A 17,058-nucleotide genomic window follows, 5' to 3' on the forward strand; every position below is an offset into this window, starting at 1 on the left:
TCTTTTTTTATGCAATTTTAATTCATCGCCAAATTTTTCAGAGACGCCTTAAGCAGATTTTGGGTGGTTAACGGTGAATCAATGGCAGATTTTGCCAGTTTTATCGCAGCTTGCGCTTCTTTATCGCGATAACCTAGTGCAATCAACCCCGCTTCGACTTCAGCAATAATAATGCCTTCATTATCACTATCGGTCTCTAGTGGCAATAAAGGTGTAAAACCTGACGTATCACCTAAGTGCTTGATTTTGTCTTTTAACTCAACAATCAATCGCTGTGCGGTTTTTTTTCCAACCCCTGGGATACGCGTCAATGCAAGCTCATCATTGTTCATCACAAACTGGTGCAATTCCTGCACTGTTACGGTTGACATCATTGCCAATGCCATCTTTGCCCCCACCCCATTGACTTTAAGCAACAGTCTAAACACTTCCCGATCGCTATGGCTTAAAAACCCAAATAACAACTGAGCATCCTCGCGTACCAAAAAATGCGTCCACAAGGTGACGGACTGATTTAATTGTACTTGGCAAAATGCATTGAGCGGCATCTCAATTTCATACCCAACGCCCGCTGTGGTCATCACCACTACCGTAGGTGCCATTAGATGATGCACTTGCCCTTGAATTAATCCTATCATTGATGACTCGCTACAAATAATTTAATCCAATAAAAAAGTGGGCAACCTCAGTCAACCCACTTGAATGTCATGCTTTTTAGTCATTTGCTAAAACTTTAGTTCTAGTATTTAGTTATAGAAACTAACCATTTTTTCTAGACTAATTGGGCGAATTTTATCCGCATTACCCGCCGTACCAAATGCAGTATAGCGATCAATACAAACCGCTTTCATGGCATCGATGGTTTTGGCAAAATATTTGCGTGGGTCAAATTCTGCTGGATTTTCAGCGAGGAATTTGCGAATGGCTCCGGTTGATGCCAAACGTAAATCGGTATCGATATTGACTTTACGTACACCATGTTTGATGGCTTCTACGATTTGCTCAACTGGCACACCATAAGTCTCACCGATATTGCCGCCATTTTCATTAATCACTTTGAGCCATTCTTGTGGCACACTTGAAGAGCCGTGCATTACTAGGTGAGTATTAGGAATACGGGCATGAATTTCTTTGATACGTGCAATCGATAAGATATCATCGGTAGGTGGTCGGGTAAATTTATACGCCCCGTGGCTAGTACCGACTGCAATCGCAAGTGCATCCACATGGGTATCTTTGACAAATTGCTCGGCTTCATCGGCGCTGGTTAATAGCTGTGAGTGGTCAAGTTTCCCTTCCGCCCCTACGCCATCTTCTTCACCAGCCATACCCGTTTCAAGGCTACCTAAAACGCCAATTTCACCTTCTACTGATACGCCACAAGCGTGAGAGAGTTTTACCACTTCACGCGTCACTGCCACATTATAATCATAATCTGCAGGGGTTTTACCATCACTTTTTAACGAGCCATCCATCATCACCGATGAAAAACCCAGTTGGATTGAGCGTTGGCAAACCTCTGGACTGGTACCATGGTCTTGGTGCATAACCACTGGAATATGTGGCCACTCTTCAATGGCAGACAAAATAAGATGGCGTAAAAATGGGGCACCTGCGTATTTGCGTGCGCCTGCCGATGCTTGCACAATCACAGGTGAATTGGTTTCATCCGCTGCCATCATAATGGCACGCATTTGCTCTAAGTTATTGACATTAAATGCAGGAACACCATAGTTGTTTTCTGCTGCATGGTCTAAAAGCTGACGCAAAGAAATCAAAGCCATATTACTTTCTCTTGGTAAAGTTAATAATCAATTGAAAATTTTAAAAAAATTGGGTTTTGCCGTGTTGGACAAGGCTTGAGTATAACAGAAGTGCGTTATAATTTGAATTCAAAAAAAATAACTTTGAGATGAACGATATTATGGCAAGCTACCCAACCCAATAAAAAGCCCCAAAATCATTTTGGGGCTTTTTTAGGCTAAATGCAAAAATTAGTATTTTTGTTTTTCTGGTACCGTGGTTTGGATATCAGTGTTGCTATTTGCTGCATCGTTTTTAACTGCTTCTGCACCTTGGGCTACATTGGCTGCACCAGTCGCTACAGCAGAGGCTACGTTTGCGGTGGCTTGCGCGGCACCATTGGCAACAGCTTCAGTCGCGTTGATTGCTGCGCCTTGGGCAACCGCGGCACCCGTGGTAGCAGCACTGGCAACTGCGTCACCTGCATTTGCTGTTGCGCTAGCGGCACTGGCAGTCGCGTCTTTAATGTCTTGACCCGCTGCGCTCGCTGCAGCTTCAGGCTGACCGTTAGCTGCGGCTTCTTCCGTTTTTTTACTACACGCAGTAATTGATAAAGTGGCTAATAAAGTTGCCAATACTAAATTACGTTTTAACATATTCATTCCTTAAACGCCAAACATATGGGTATACATACTTGCATAATATCTTATCGACAATATATTTTTGGTGCAATTAATTACAATGTTTACCATACAAATATTAACTTAACATTACATTAATTCAGCGATGATAAATTTGAATCGCTGAATTAATCATAATGATTGATGGCATTTAGGCGCGTTGGCTCAGTGCGTGCACGGCAGGTAGCGTTTTACCTTCCACAAATTCTAAGAACGCCCCGCCCCCTGTTGATGTGTAGCTTACTTTATCGGCGACCTTGTATTTATCAATCGCAGCGAGTGTATCACCACCGCCTGCAATGCTAAAGCCTGCACTTGCTGCGACTGCTTCACTAACGATTTTGGTACCTTCACCAAATTTATCGACTTCAAATACGCCGACAGGACCATTCCATAAGATGGTTTTGGCATTTTTAATCGCATCGGCAAGTTTTGCCGCACTGCTTGGACTAATGTCTAGAATCATTTCATCATCTGCAATGATATCGACTGATTTGGTTACCGCATCGGCAGATTCTAGCGAGCCCAAAAAATCATCAAAATCAATCTGTGATTTTTTGGCGACGACCACTTCGTCAGGTAGTAATACATGGGTCTCTTGCATAATACTTTTGGCCGTTTCCACCATGTCCGCTTCATATAGCGATGCACCGACATTGGCACCTTTGGCTGCCAAGAATGTATTGGCAATACCACCACCCACAATGATTTGGTCACAGATTTTTGCCAATGATTTAAGCACATCCAATTTGGTAGAAACTTTCGAGCCACCAACAATCGCAAGCATGGGCTTGGCCGGGTTATCTAAAGCTTTGGCTAATGCATCAAGTTCTGCCGCCAATAATGGGCCTGCACAGGCAATCTTTGCTTTGGCGATAACGCCTTCTGTCGACGCTTCAGCACGGTGAGCAGTACCAAAAGCATCCATCACAAATACATCACATAAAGCGGCATAACGTTCAGATAAAGCAGCATCGTTTTTCTTTTCACCCGCATTAAAACGTACATTTTCCAGTAACACAACTTCACCTGGGGCTACTGTCACATTATTTTGGGCATAATCGGTCACTAATTTGACAGGTTTGCCAAGGGCATCGCCCAAATAATCTGCGACTGGCTGCAATGAATATTTGGCTTCAGGGTTTGAGGGGTCTGGGCGACCTAGATGCGAACACACGATAACCGCTGCGCCTTTATCTAAAGCCAACTGAATAGTGGGCAAGCTTGCTTTTAAGCGGGCATCATTGGCAATTTTGCCATCTTTTAACGGTACATTTAAATCTTCGCGAATCAAAACTGTTTTGCCAGAAACATCAATATCGTTTAAACGAGCAAATTGCATGGATTAACCTCTAAGTTAACAACAGGATGGTGACCCGTAGGGGTTGATAAAACGTCGTCACATGACAACAAAAATTGAATAAAAAAATAAGCGTAGATTAGCATATTTTGAGTATTTTTAACATTATTGATGCTATCAACTAATGCTGCGCGCGGTGATAACACGGTATGACTACTATATTACTACTTTATTAAGAAGGGTCTTGATGATAAGCTTATAATAACAAAAACATGAACGCAGCACTGCGTTCAATATTTTATTATAAAATTGGAGGCTTTATGGTTGACCTTGACAAAGCAAAACAACAATTACTTGACTTAAAACAAGAATACCAAACTCGCGTGCATAAAATCCAACATGATATGCAAAATCCTGATACGGATATGACCCAAGATTGGGACGACCAAGCGGTGATTAATGAGCAAAACGATGTACGTAAAAACTTGCTAGTCGAAGCCCAGCAAAACCTTGAATTGGTGAATAATGCCTTACTTCGTATCGAAAATGGTACTTACGGTATTTGCACCGTGAGTGGTGAAGAAATCGAGCCCGCGCGCCTAGAAGCAGTACCCTTTGCAACCACTTGTATGAAACACGCTAAATAGCTTATAAAACACACCAAATAGCTGGTTTTGGTAGTTTTGCACCCATAAAAAAGCAAGGACAGTTATCCTTGCTTTTTTATCAAAAAATTAGTTTGTAAATTGCGAATTGATTAGGTGAATCGGCGCATGCTTAAATTAGCAATAATGTTTTCTGCATCGTTCCAACGGGTTTTTGAGTCATTGGCGCCCAACAACACTACGATGGCTGGACGATTACCGACATTGGTTTCAAACAAAACACAGTTACCGGCTTCACGAATATACCCTGTTTTTGATAGGCCAATATTGTATAAACCATCGCGTACCATGTAATTGGTACTGCGCGCCGCAACCGTGCGGTAACCTGAATTGATATTATTTACCCCAAATTGGCGGCTAGGCGTTGTACTAAACTGGCTAATTAGATTATGCTTATAAGCATAGCGCGCCAAAATTGCCAAATCACGCGGTGACGCCACATTCCGAGAATCCAAACCCGATGGGTCATAATAACGGGTTTGCGTCATCCCCAATTCACGCGCTTTTTGGTTCATACGGCTGATAAAATTGTCATAGCCCATAGGGTCAGTACGTGCTAATGCTTTAGCCGCGGGATTTTCTGATTTCATCATCATCATCAGTAGCATTTCAGCACGATTAAGCTGATCGCCAACTTTTAGACGGTCACTACCTGATTGTTTTGGGGTTTTGAAATCTAAGGGACTAATCGTCAATGTTTCGCTCATGTTAGCGCCTGATTCCGCTACCACCACAGCTGTCATCAATTTACTGATTGAGGCAATGGGACGGGCGATATCAGCATTTTTTTCATAAATAGTATTGCCCGTTAACGCATCCACTACCAAAGCGCCTTTGGAATTGGCAAAATAGCTGCCCGAAGCCCGCGTGGTGTCTTGAGACCAAGCAGGATTGTAGCTATCATCCTCACTGTATGCATTGTTATAGTTATTATAATTGCTACTATTAAAACTTGTCGTCTGTGGCGTGCTGTTATACATGATAGCACGGGCTTTGTCTAAACTACCTTGCCCACCCCAACTAACCTTAGCTTGGCTACCTGTCTGCATATTTAATTCAGCATTACTTTGTACGCCAACCAGTGCAATGACCGCACCTAACAACGTTTTCTTTAACAATGTTTTCATTTCAACACTCTCAATCAAATCATGGTTAACTTGCTGTTGGATAAAGCATACAGTTACCAAAACTACCAATATATTTACGAAAAACAGATCAACAACGATACCTTAAGCCTAGTAGCTATTAAAATCAAGCTGTTAAAAGTTACAAAATCTAACAAGAATAACGGATTGATTACGCAAGACTGACTTAAATTTACGTGAGTAGTTTAGCACAGTACAAATATTACGCATGTAAAAAAATAACAAAACCGTCTAGCTAATACAATAATAAAACCATAAGTAACAATAGGTTAAGATATCCTTTTACAAAAAAAGCTGACATATTGCTATGCCAGCTGATGAATAGGTTAAAGATGATTTATGGTTTGAAACTGTCTTTTAAGGTCACAATACGGTTAAACACCAAATGCTCTGGTGAATAATCTTTACTATCTGCCACAAAAAACCCTTCACGTTCAAATTGGAAACGCTCGCCTGCATTGACTTGTGATAAAGAAGGCTCGACCATGGCATCTACTTCACGCAGTGAATTGGGATTAATCTCTGCGGCTAAATTATTGATGTCAATTTTGGCGGGGTCTTCTTGGGTAAACAGCTGCTCATACAGACGTACCTTCGCAGGTACACCTAGACTGGCTGAAACCCAATGAATCACGCCTTTAACCTTACGTCCTTCTGGATTGTTGCCCAACGTTTTTGGGTCAATAGTCGCTGTTAACCCCACCACTTCACCATTATCGTCGGTGATGTGCTCCTCAATCTTTAGCACATAACTATTGCGTAAGCGGATTTCTGGGTTTTGCGGTGACAAGCGTTTATAACCTTCAGGCGGCGTGATTTCAAAATCCCCTTTATCAATATATATTTCCTTGGTAAAGGGAATGTCACGCATACCTTGGCTTTCATCATGGCTATTTTTAGGCTGGCTCAACCATAAAACCCCATTGTCGAGTTTAGTTTTTACACTGTCTTTTTTGAGTGTTTCAACATTGGCGACGGCTTCATCAAAATTGGTAATCGTCACTTTTAGTGGGCTTAGCACCGCCATGGCACGATTCACATGCTCTAATGAGTTACGGATACTAAATTCCAGTAAACCAAAATCCACCACACCGTCCGACTTGCTGACGCCTACACGGTCACAAAAATCCCGCAAGCTTTCAGGGGTATAACCACGGCGGCGCATACCGGCAATCGTCGGCATACGAGGATCGTCCCAACCGCTCACCAAGTCATCTTCGACCAGTTTTTTGAGTTTGCGTTTACTGGTCAAAATATGGTTCACGTTTAGGCGTGCAAATTCATATTGGTGTGGTTCTTTGTCAAAACCCACTTTATCTACCACCCAATCATAAAACGGACGGTGGTCTTCAAATTCTAGGGTACAAATCGAATGCGTAATCCCTTCGATTGCATCTGACAACGGGTGAGCATAATCGTACATGGGATAAATACACCAATCATCGCCTGTTTGGTGATGCGCTTGGTGCATGACACGATACAAAATTGGATCGCGCATATTCATATTGGGGCTTGCCATGTCGATTTTGGCACGAAGCACCGCTTCACCATTGCCATATTTGCCAAGTTTCATATCGTCAAAGCGTAGCAAATTCTCTTCAACACTGGCATCACGATAAGGTGAATTTTTACCTGCCTGACCAAAATTGCCACGGTTTTCACGAATATCCTCAGGACTTTGCAAATCAACATAGGCATCGCCTTGTTTGATTAATTTCACCGCCCAATCATACAATTGACCAAAATAACTGGACGCATAGCGCGCCTCGCCTGCCCAATCAAAACCGAGCCATTTGACATCATCTTTGATATTATCGACAAACTCCTGATCTTCAGCATCAGGATTGGTGTCATCAAACCGTAGGTTACACAGCCCTGCAAACTCCTTGGCAAGCCCAAAGTTGAGACAAATAGATTTGACATGACCCAAATGTAAGTAGCCATTGGGCTCAGGTGGAAAACGGGTCACAATCTGGCTATATTTTTGCGAAGCAAGGTCATCGCGTACGATCGCACGGATAAAGTCATTTTTTTCACTATTGGTTGCTGTATCGTCGGTTTTTGTATTTTTGTCGGTCGTCGCCGTCATTTGGTTGCCCCTTACCTATTACAAAAATGGTGAACTAATCTGCCATTCTAGCAGTTTTTTGACATTGAAAAAACTTAAATGAATTTAATTGAAACATTTAATTTTGCCAACTTTGCAAACTAAATACTGACTTTTTGATTGAAAATCGCTAGGATAGCCACAACAATTGCAAGATACGTTTTTTTAACCATAAAAACCATTAGGAGCTCACAATGGATATGCCATACGTAGAATTAGAAACCACCATGGGTAACATCGTTATCGAACTCAATCAAGAAAAAGCCCCCAACACCGTGGCAAACTTCTTAGAATACGTCAAATCAGGTCATTATGATGGCACCATTTTTCACCGCGTCATTGACGGTTTTATGATTCAAGGTGGTGGTATGGACGCCAACATGAAAGAAAAATCTACCAATGCCCCAATCCAAAACGAAGCAGATAATGGCTTAAAAAATGAAGTCGGCACGATTGCGATGGCACGTACTTCTGACCCACATTCAGCGACTGCGCAATTTTTTATCAATGTAAAAGACAATAGTTTCCTAAACTTCTCTGGCAAAAACCCACAAGGTTGGGGCTATGCGGTGTTTGGTAAAGTGACTGAAGGCATGGACATTGTCAATAAAATCAAAGGTGTACCGACTGGTAAATACGGTTTCCACGCTGACGTGCCGACCACGCCTGTGGTGATTACCCATGCAAAAGTAATTGAGAAATAATTTTTTTGTATGCAAAGTTTTGTAGATTTGGTCACTGATAATCCTTCTGCCATTGCGCAAGTGCTTATCAGTGACTTACATTTGAGTATGAATGAGCCTGCCACTAATTCTTTAGGGCAGGCTTTTTTAGATTTTTTAGATAAACTGGCTTTATTGCCTAACCTAAAACAGTTTTTTATTCTCGGTGATTGGTTTGAAGCTTGGCTAGGGGATGATGTTGCTGATACAGACACCTTAACAGATGCGCTTCAACCGATTATAGAAAAGCTCAAAACATTATCCGATAAAAACTGCCAGATTTTTGTCATGCATGGTAATCGGGATTTTCTACTTGGGCAGCAATTTTGCGATAAGTTTGGCGGGCAATTGATTTTTGAGCCGTTTTATTTGACGTTAAATGGCAAAAAAATTCGCCTAGAACATGGCGATGCGCTGTGTACCGATGATAAAGGTTACCAACGCTTTCGCAAAATCATCCAACATCCTATCACTAAAAAAATTTTGCTCGCGCTACCCATCAAAAAACGCCAACAAATCGCACAAGATTTACGCCAAAAAAGCAAAACTGATAATGCCAAAAAATCTCTGCAAATCATGGATGTCAATGAACAAGCCGTCAGACAAGCCTTGCAAAAAGCCGATATACTGATTCATGGGCATACTCACCGCCCTGCTGTTCATCAAATTGGCCATAAAAAACGGTTAGTGCTCGGCGATTGGCGGTTGAATGACAACAGTGTTAATGCTGTTATTGCTGTCACTATGAATGAGACAATTCAATTAGCTTTATTAGCTCCATGAATAAAATGCGAACGCATTGTCAGGTGCAAATCTTAATTCAGATTTTTCTATAAATTTTCTTCCTTCAAAATTGTAATACTCAATGATAATAGGCAGAACTGCTCCAGAACGCCATCTATCACTATTTTCTTTAAATTCTTTGGCTCCAAACGCCCAGAATCCTGTTGTTGCGACTTTCCCATTAGCTAAAACTGGAATAATTGTATCTTTAAATAAAACTTCATTTACATCGTTAGGTATCTTTTCACCATTTAAACAAGATAAAACATCTTTTCTGTTGGAAATTATTTTTATATTTTTTGCAGGCATATTACCTGTATTTTCAACCAGCAAGTTTATTGCTGGGCTATTTGTTTCCTTTGAAGAAATTCTAGCCGTAACTACAGGACGATTTATTTTTCGCCAAAGCCAATAGTTAATCGACATTGAAGCCACTGCAATTATAAGAGAAACTATGCTAATAATGATTGAAATTGTCATTGAAACCTTGCAAAAAAAACGTGCTAAAAAATATAGCACGTTTTAATTTACCAAACAATATTTTAAAAATTACACAACCGCTTTCACGGCTTGAATGACCGCATCAGTGGTGATGTTAAAGTATGGGAACAAGTCTTTGGCAGGGGCAGACTCACCAAAGGTGGTCATACCCACGACTTTACCATCAAGCCCTACAAACTTGTACCAATAATCGATATGGCTGGCTTCAACCGCCACACGCGCACGCACTTGCGGTGGCAACACACTGTCACGGTAGTTGATTTCTTGTTTGGCAAACACTTCAGCACATGGCATCGATACGACGCGCACGCCCAAACCTTCGGCAGTCAACTCAGTGTAAGCATTCATTGCAAGCTCAATCTCTGAACCTGTGGCGATGATGATGGCACGTAGCTCGCCTTGTTCTTTGGCTAGTACATAACCACCTTTGGCAATATTGGCTACTTGCTCAATATGTCGCGCTTGGTGCGGTAGGTTTTGACGGCTAAAAATCAGCGCTGATGGGGTTGATTTTGCTTTCAAAGCTTCTACCCATGCCACAGCTGACTCGACCGTATCACATGGTCGCCAAGTATGCAGGTTTGGGGTGGCACGCAGACTTGACAACTGCTCGACAGGTTGGTGAGTGGGTCCATCTTCACCCAGACCGATTGAGTCGTGGGTATAGACATTAATGACGCGTTGTTTCATCAAGGCTGACATACGCACCGCATTGCGCGCATATTCCATAAACATCAAGAACGTCGCCACATACGGAATAAAGCCGCCATATAAGGCTATACCATTGGCAATTGCCGTCATACCAAATTCACGCACGCCGTAGTGGATATAGTTACCTGCCGCATCATCTTCGAGCGCTTTGGCATTTTTAAACCAAGTCAGATTTGACCCTGCCAAATCAGCAGAACCGCCCAGTAGCTCTGGCAATAATGGCTGTAAGGCATTGATTGAATTTTGGCTGGCTTTACGCGTTGCAATGTTTTCTGGGTTCGCTTGACACGCCTTGATAAATTCCTGTGCTTGTATCTCAAAATTTGCTGGCAAGTCACCATTCACACGGCGAAGTAATTCACTGGCAAGCTCTGGGTAAGCGTCTTTATAAGCATCAAATTCACTTTCCCATGATTGTTGTAGCGCTTGACCTTTAACTGTGCAATCCCATCCTTCATAAATATCGTCTGGCAGTTCAAAGGCTTCGTGATCCCACTTGAGTGCTTGACGGGTAAGCAAGATTTCATCCGCGCCAAGGGGTGCGCCATGTGAGGCCTCCAAGCCTTGCTTGTTTGGTGAACCTGCGCCAATCACGGTTTTACAGATGATGAGTGAGGGTTTATTTTTTTCAGCTATGGCATTTTGGGTCGCTTGGGTAATGGCATCGGTATCGTGACCGTCAACTTTTTGCACTTGCCAGCCATAAGCTTCGAAACGTTTTTGGGTATCATCTGAGAACCAGCCTTCGACATCACCATCAATCGAAATACCATTGTCATCATAATACACAATTAATTTGCCCAGTTGCAGCGTACCGGCTAATGAGCACACCTCATGGCTAATACCTTCCATCAAACAGCCATCACCTAAAAAGCAATAGGTTTGGTGGTCGATGACTTGGTGACCGTCTCGGTTAAATTGCGCGGCTAGGGTTTTTTCTGCAATCGCAAAACCTACGGCATTGGCAATCCCTTGACCCAACGGACCTGTGGTAGTTTCCACACCTGCGGTGTAGCCATATTCAGGGTGACCGGGGGTTTTAGAGTGCAATTGGCGAAAATTTTTGATATCCTCAATGCTAACGTCATACCCTGTCAAGTGCAGCAAAGCGTAATGCAACATTGAGCCATGACCATTTGAAAGCACAAAACGGTCGCGATTTAGCCAATTTGGGTCGGTTGGATTATGCTTTAAAAACTTACGCCATAACACTTCAGCGATATCTGCCATGCCCATTGGCGCGCCTGGATGTCCAGAATTGGCTTTTTGCACCGCTTCAAAGGCTAGGGTACGGATGGCGTTGGCAAGACGACGTTCAGAAATTGGGGTTGTCATTGGCTTTCCTATATTGCAGAATTAATTACAGAATTAAATTTTGTCGTATGTAACATGCTAAAAATAAAACTGTGACAAATTTTATCACAGTTTTAGGTCATTTTTTTAGCTTTAACCGTTTAGTTTGCTTGGCTCTCAAATAAAAACAAAATGGCAAAAGATGAATTTTTCTGCCAAATCACTTGTTAGCCGACAATTTTTGGTTCAAATTTTCTAAACGCTCAAGCGTGCCTACATCGACCCACCCATCGCTCAGCAAATCCCCCATTACCAAACCGGCTTGCATGGCTTGTTTGAGTAATGGCGCAAGCGGCGCAGTTTCACCTACCTTGACCGTATCCAATAATCTTGGTGACATCACGCTAATCCCTGCAAAGGTATATTTTGGCGTACCATCTGCCTTGACCTTGCCATTTTCTAAGGCAAAATCGCCAGTTGGGTTGTGCGTCGCTTGGTCGGTGAGTAGCAAATAAGCCTGCGAATCGTTTAACTGAAGCTGGCTTAATTGAGCAAAATCAAAAGGCGTCCACACATCCCCATTGACCAAAATAAATGGCTGGTCTTTTAATTTACCGGTAGCCAAAGCCAGCTTGATACCGCCGGCTGTCTCAAGCGGTTCTTCTGGTTCAATCGACCAATGAATGGTGACACCGTATTGACTGCCATCCCCGATTGCATTTAGCAGTTTGTCAGCAAGCCATGACACATTGATTGTAATGTCGGTGATACCTGCTTGTTTGAGTGCTTTGATATGCCACACAATAAGTGGTTGCCCGCCGACTTCGACAAGTGGTTTTGGCGTGGTCAAGGTTAAAGGGCGCAGCCGAGTGCCTTTACCCGCTGATAAAATCATGGCTTGGGTGATGGTGGTTGTCATGGGGTTTTATCCTTGGATTTTTTGATGAAAAGCAGGTTCAACAACGGCTGTCATCCAATCAGCAAATTTATCAAAAGTATAATGCTTATCCCATTGGGTGATAGCTTTTAGACAAGTTAATAAATCATTGAAAACTTTAGGCAGATTGACCAAATAACGGTCTTTGCCATCTCGTTCGAACAAACGTACAAAGATTCCCAATACCTTGAGATGACGCTGCATACTCATGATATTAAAATCCACGGTAAACTCTGCCAAGCTTTTATCAATTTGCGCCAATTGGTGATAATGAGCCAAATGCGTGTTGACCCATGTTTCATCATAATTGATATAGGCATCTCGCAATAAAGACGCCAAATCATAGGTGTAGGCACCGATGACAGCATCTTGAAAATCAATCACGCCCAACTCATCGCTGTGATTTAATACCATCAAATTACGGCTGTGAAAATCACGGTGCACCACCACTTGAGGCTGCGCGATGACTTGCTGGATAATATCAGCCTGCAAATCTTGCCACAGCGTCTCTAAGTCTGGGGTCATCGTCACGCCAATATAGGGTAAAAACCACTCGCTAAACAAGCCCATTTCTCGGCGCAGCAAGGCATCATCGTAACTTGGGATAACGGCTTTGGCGTCATTGATGTCAATCTTTTGAATCGCCAAAATTTCCTGCATTGCCTGCTGATAATAGCGCGCAGTTTTTGCCAGCTCGCCTACATCCGTTAAATCCTTGGCAATGACATCGGCAAAATCCGTATTTCCCAAATCCTCAAGGACGATAAAACCTTGCTGTTCATCCGTGGCAATCATCTTTGGCACATGCACATAACCTGCCATTAAGTTGCCCACGGCGATAAATTCTTTCACCGATTCTTTTTCTGGCGGCGCATCCATCACGATATAGTGTTGATTGTCGACGGTTAAGCGATGATAGCTGCGAAAGCTGGCATCACCAGGTATTTTTTCATGCTGCAATGACTGATTTTGAAAAACTTCGGTCAACCAAGTATGCAGCTGTTGTTCACGTGACTGTTGTTTAAGTGATTGTTGTTCAAGTGGCTGTTGTTCACATGACTCGGTATTTGATGGCGAAGCTGGGCTATCGGAAGAGTCTTGGTTGGCAAGTTGTGCGGCAGGATGGTTCATAACGTGGGCTTACTCAATAAAAATAAGTTATGCTACCGAAAATCTACGTATCTCTCAAGTGGCGTCTAACATGTTTGCAATTTTAAACATCTTTTGCAATAGTATATTGATGACGCTAGTGATATGATGTGAAGGTTTTTATATTGCGTCTTTGGTAAATGTCTAATGAAAAAATCTGTGAAATTGTCGCCTATTTCGTCAACTTCTAATCGTTTAACTTCACATTCGTCTTTACCAACCCAGCCCACACGCCTGCATCAATCACTACACCAAATTTATCGACATACCAACGTTTTAGCGATGACGCTTGGGGCGATGTTTACTACTTTGTATTCAACCTCAGCGCTTGCGGTGTTGCCGACAGGCGCCGTTACGGAATCGACTGATGCAGCGACAGCACAAAGCACAGCAGCTCAAAACATTGAGTCACAGAATATTGAGACACAAAGCACTGAATCACAGAGTATTGAAAAACAAAACCTTGATACCTTAGCTGCAAAGCCCGATACCGATAGTAGTATCGCCACCACAGCAGACAGCGTCACTGCTGTCGATGTAACCACCAATCAAGGTATCACGCCGATTAGCGCGCCTGATATCAAACCAAACTCTGCGCGTACTCGTCCCAACTTTACCCCAAATCAACAGCAGCAAGCCAGTCTAGATAAGCTCAAAACCTTTTATCAACCCAAAACCCCGCAAACCACGGACGATACTAGTGCCACGGTTGCTAATCCAAATGCTAATCCAAATTTGCTAAGCCCGCTCACGCCTGATAGTCAACAGTCAGTTGCTCAAGCAAATTCGCAATCAAAAGCAGGTGCCCGAAAAGACGCCATGTGTCATGGCAACTGGGTATATCCCACTTCGACCATCTATCAACAACAGGCATTAGCGGCAGCCGCTACCGATCAGCCCAATAGCAGCTTCCCAATTTATGCATCGGCTGACTATGGCTATTATGACAATGAAAACTACGCTGAATTGTCAGGCGATGTGCAAATCAACCAAGGTCGTCAGCAAATCTCTGCCGATAAAGTGGTCGTTAACGTGCAAGATGGCATTGCAGCCGCTCAAGGTAATGTTTTGTTGGTCGATGCCGCGCAAAGTACCCAATCGACAGACGGTAACCCACGTGTAAGCCTTAAAGATAGCCCAAAAGGTGGGCTGATTACCGTTGCCGATGAACTGGCGTACCAAACGGATAGCACCAAAGCAACCGCCAAAGATGTGGCGTTTGCCAGCGTACCGCTACAAGCGTATGGTTATGCCAAACGGCTTAATAAAGTCGATGAAAGCCGCGTTGAAATTGACGATGTCATGTTTACCACCTGCGCGCCTGACAATCCGACTTGGCAAATCAATGCCAAAAACATCGATATCAATACCGACACGGGCCGCGGTGAAGCCTATAATGCCACGTTAAAAGTTAAAAATACCCCGGTATTGTACCTGCCGTATTTTAACTTTCCGATTGACGATCGGCGCACCAGTGGTTTTTTATTACCACGCGGTGGCTTTAGTACGGAAGGGAGTTTTAATGTACAGTTACCTTATTACTTTAATCTAGCGCCAAATTACGATGCCACTGTCACGCCTACCATTTTTACTGACCGCAATCCGATGTTGACAGGTGAGTTCCGCTATCTGACAGAAAAATTTGGTTATGGTAGCTTGACAGGCTCTTATCTGCCAAACGACAAACAATATAATGATGAAGACCGTACCCGCTTTTATTATGATCATCATTGGCAGTCAAAAGATATCCCTAACCTATCCATTGACGCGCTATACCAGTACGTCTCAGACCCTAAATTTTTAAACGATTTTGAGACATTGGGTGACGAAACCGTTCAATTAAATTTACCGCGCCGCATTCAAGCCAATTATTACAATGACTATTTGACTGCGCTTGCCAAGATTGAGACCTTTCAAACCCTGGATCGTAATTTAACCAATTCAGACAAAATCTTGGATAAAGACAAACCGTATGACCGTCTGCCGCAGTTATCGGTCAAATATCGTGTGCCTTGGGTAACCCAATTTGATTTGACGTGTATCAGCGATTTTGCTTATTTTAAACGCCCAATCGATGATGGCTCTGCACCTGAGCAAAGCGGTGGCAGACTGTATAACAAACTCACTGCCGCCTATCCAATAACGCGAACTTGGGGATATGTGACGCCGTCAGTAAGTTTACAGCACCTTTACACCCAATTTGACCAAGAATCAGCCGACGCCAATGGACTGGATAAAAATAGCAAAAGCCAATCTATTTTTGTACCGCAGTTTAGTATTGACAGTGGCTTAAATTTCTTTAAAACAGGCACCCCATTTGGTAAATTTGATGAATCCTTGGGCGGCTATCAGTTATTAAGCCCGCGCCTAAAATATGTGTACTCGCCTTATAAGGACCAGACTGACGTACCCAACTTTAATACCCGTTTGGCATCGCTCAATTTTTCGCAATTGTATGAAGATTCATGGTTTTTGGGATATGATCGTCTGCCCGACAACAACCATTTAACCCCTTCATTAAATTATCGCTATATTGATGGTAATGGTTTGACTCGCTTGGATGCCAGCGTGGGTAAACAAATTTATTTGAGTGATATTCGGGTACATCTTGACAATACTGATGATGGGTTAAAAATTGACAATACCGGTACCGTCTTTCAGGTAAGCACCCAACCGCGTCAAGATTTTTGGGTGGATTTAGATGGCTCGGTTGATGACAACGCTGATTTAAACTACATCAATACCCAATTTCGTTATGCGCCAACTTTCAATAGCCTTTATAACTTAGGGTATATCAAACGCAATGAGAGTAGATTTGGACAAAAAGCCCTCTCTGCTTTCACAGGCTCCGCTGTTTTGCCTATTAGTGATAATTGGCAGTTTTTAGGGGCTGTGCAATACGACAATGAGAAAAGTCGCTTTAGTGATGTGTTAGCGGGCTTTACTTATGATAGCTGTTGTTATGGCTTATCGATTTATGCTCGCCGCTATTATGATGAATTAAGTGATAAAGACAGTGCTGACCACGCCATCATGGCAGAAATTAGCTTAAATGGGTTATCCAATAAAGGTGACGGTCGACTGGCTAGCTTGATGCGTAATCGGGTATTGGGTTATGACCCTAGATACTAAACGCCTTTTGCGCAAAAAACCGCCTAAAATTTGACGTTTTTTAGGATTTATTATGATACAGACATACGCTAGCAAATATTATTGTATAAAATGACCCAAACTTAGCAATATCTAAATGTAAGAAACTTGGTCAAAGACCCGTCATTTAAGCTAAATGGTTTTGCCACAATTTTTGAGTGATCAAATCTAC

The 17,058-nt window shown here is 42.7% G+C and carries 14 protein-coding genes; 4 read left to right on the top strand and 10 right to left on the bottom strand.

Translation table 11 applies throughout. The annotated features are described in order from the left end of the window. Window positions 1–17: 17 nt before the first annotated feature. From ruvA to RT034_RS00645, 4 genes are all read right to left on the bottom strand, one after another. Window positions 18–638: a Holliday junction branch migration protein RuvA gene (gene ruvA / locus RT034_RS00630; protein ID WP_313012377.1), complete on the bottom strand. Its 621-nt coding sequence runs from the start codon at window positions 636–638 to the stop codon at window positions 18–20. Between the two features lie 108 nt (window positions 639–746). Then, window positions 747–1,784: a class II fructose-bisphosphate aldolase gene (fba, locus tag RT034_RS00635; RefSeq protein ID WP_239742214.1), complete on the bottom strand. Its 1,038-nt coding sequence runs from the start codon at window positions 1,782–1,784 to the stop codon at window positions 747–749. A gap of 210 nt (window positions 1,785–1,994) precedes the next feature. After that, a complete protein-coding gene (locus RT034_RS00640; RefSeq protein WP_095355484.1) occupies window positions 1,995–2,399 on the bottom strand; it encodes a hypothetical protein in 405 nt (134 codons plus the stop codon). 175 nt (window positions 2,400–2,574) lie between these two features. Next, window positions 2,575–3,765: a phosphoglycerate kinase gene (locus tag RT034_RS00645; RefSeq protein ID WP_313012385.1), complete on the bottom strand. Its 1,191-nt coding sequence runs from the start codon at window positions 3,763–3,765 to the stop codon at window positions 2,575–2,577. 278 nt (window positions 3,766–4,043) lie between these two features. Here RT034_RS00645 and RT034_RS00650 point away from each other — a divergent pair, with 278 nt between their 5' ends. After that, window positions 4,044–4,370 (top strand): TraR/DksA family transcriptional regulator, encoded by a 327-nt coding sequence (locus tag RT034_RS00650; RefSeq protein WP_313012389.1) that lies wholly within the window; start codon window positions 4,044–4,046, stop codon window positions 4,368–4,370. A 110-nt stretch (window positions 4,371–4,480) separates the two neighbouring features. On the opposite strand, the gene RT034_RS00655 is transcribed toward RT034_RS00650, so the two are convergent. Together RT034_RS00655 and RT034_RS00660 are read right to left on the bottom strand one after the other, a co-directional pair. Beyond that, window positions 4,481–5,515, bottom strand: a complete 1,035-nt coding sequence (locus RT034_RS00655; RefSeq protein WP_313012392.1) for a D-alanyl-D-alanine carboxypeptidase family protein — start codon at window positions 5,513–5,515, stop codon at window positions 4,481–4,483. A gap of 355 nt (window positions 5,516–5,870) precedes the next feature. Beyond that, the gene (locus tag RT034_RS00660; protein ID WP_313012396.1) at window positions 5,871–7,622 is read right to left on the bottom strand and encodes a glutamine--tRNA ligase/YqeY domain fusion protein; all 1,752 of its coding nucleotides are present in this window, start codon (window positions 7,620–7,622) and stop codon (window positions 5,871–5,873) included. 212 nt (window positions 7,623–7,834) lie between these two features. Here RT034_RS00660 and RT034_RS00665 point away from each other — a divergent pair, with 212 nt between their 5' ends. After that, the gene (locus RT034_RS00665) at window positions 7,835–8,344 is read left to right on the top strand and encodes a peptidylprolyl isomerase (RefSeq protein WP_036593522.1); all 510 of its coding nucleotides are present in this window, start codon (window positions 7,835–7,837) and stop codon (window positions 8,342–8,344) included. A gap of 9 nt (window positions 8,345–8,353) precedes the next feature. Next, window positions 8,354–9,145: a UDP-2,3-diacylglucosamine diphosphatase gene (locus RT034_RS00670; protein WP_313012403.1), complete on the top strand. Its 792-nt coding sequence runs from the start codon at window positions 8,354–8,356 to the stop codon at window positions 9,143–9,145. Here the strand turns inward: RT034_RS00670 and RT034_RS00675 are convergent. From RT034_RS00675 to RT034_RS00690, 4 genes are all read right to left on the bottom strand, one after another. Beyond that, window positions 9,134–9,625 (bottom strand): hypothetical protein, encoded by a 492-nt coding sequence (locus tag RT034_RS00675; RefSeq protein WP_050324394.1) that lies wholly within the window; start codon window positions 9,623–9,625, stop codon window positions 9,134–9,136. The genes RT034_RS00670 and RT034_RS00675 overlap by 12 nt on opposite strands. 69 nt (window positions 9,626–9,694) lie before the next feature. Further along, a complete protein-coding gene (tkt, locus tag RT034_RS00680) occupies window positions 9,695–11,692 on the bottom strand; it encodes a transketolase (RefSeq protein ID WP_313012411.1) in 1,998 nt (665 codons plus the stop codon). A 178-nt stretch (window positions 11,693–11,870) separates the two neighbouring features. Continuing rightward, window positions 11,871–12,569, bottom strand: coding sequence for an N-acetylmuramate alpha-1-phosphate uridylyltransferase MurU (murU, locus tag RT034_RS00685; RefSeq protein WP_313012414.1), 699 nt, complete (start codon window positions 12,567–12,569; stop codon window positions 11,871–11,873). Between the two features lie 6 nt (window positions 12,570–12,575). Further along, the gene (locus RT034_RS00690) at window positions 12,576–13,718 is read right to left on the bottom strand and encodes an aminoglycoside phosphotransferase family protein (RefSeq protein WP_313012417.1); all 1,143 of its coding nucleotides are present in this window, start codon (window positions 13,716–13,718) and stop codon (window positions 12,576–12,578) included. Window positions 13,719–13,883: 165 nt separating this feature from the next. Here RT034_RS00690 and RT034_RS00695 point away from each other — a divergent pair, with 165 nt between their 5' ends. Further along, window positions 13,884–16,868 (top strand): LPS-assembly protein LptD, encoded by a 2,985-nt coding sequence (locus RT034_RS00695; RefSeq protein WP_313012420.1) that lies wholly within the window; start codon window positions 13,884–13,886, stop codon window positions 16,866–16,868. The last annotated feature ends 190 nt before the right edge of the window (window positions 16,869–17,058 follow it).

Origin of the sequence: Moraxella sp. CTOTU48841, from assembly GCF_032061225.1 — a bacterium.
Taxonomy (GTDB): Bacteria; Pseudomonadota; Gammaproteobacteria; order Pseudomonadales; family Moraxellaceae; genus Faucicola; species Faucicola cinerea.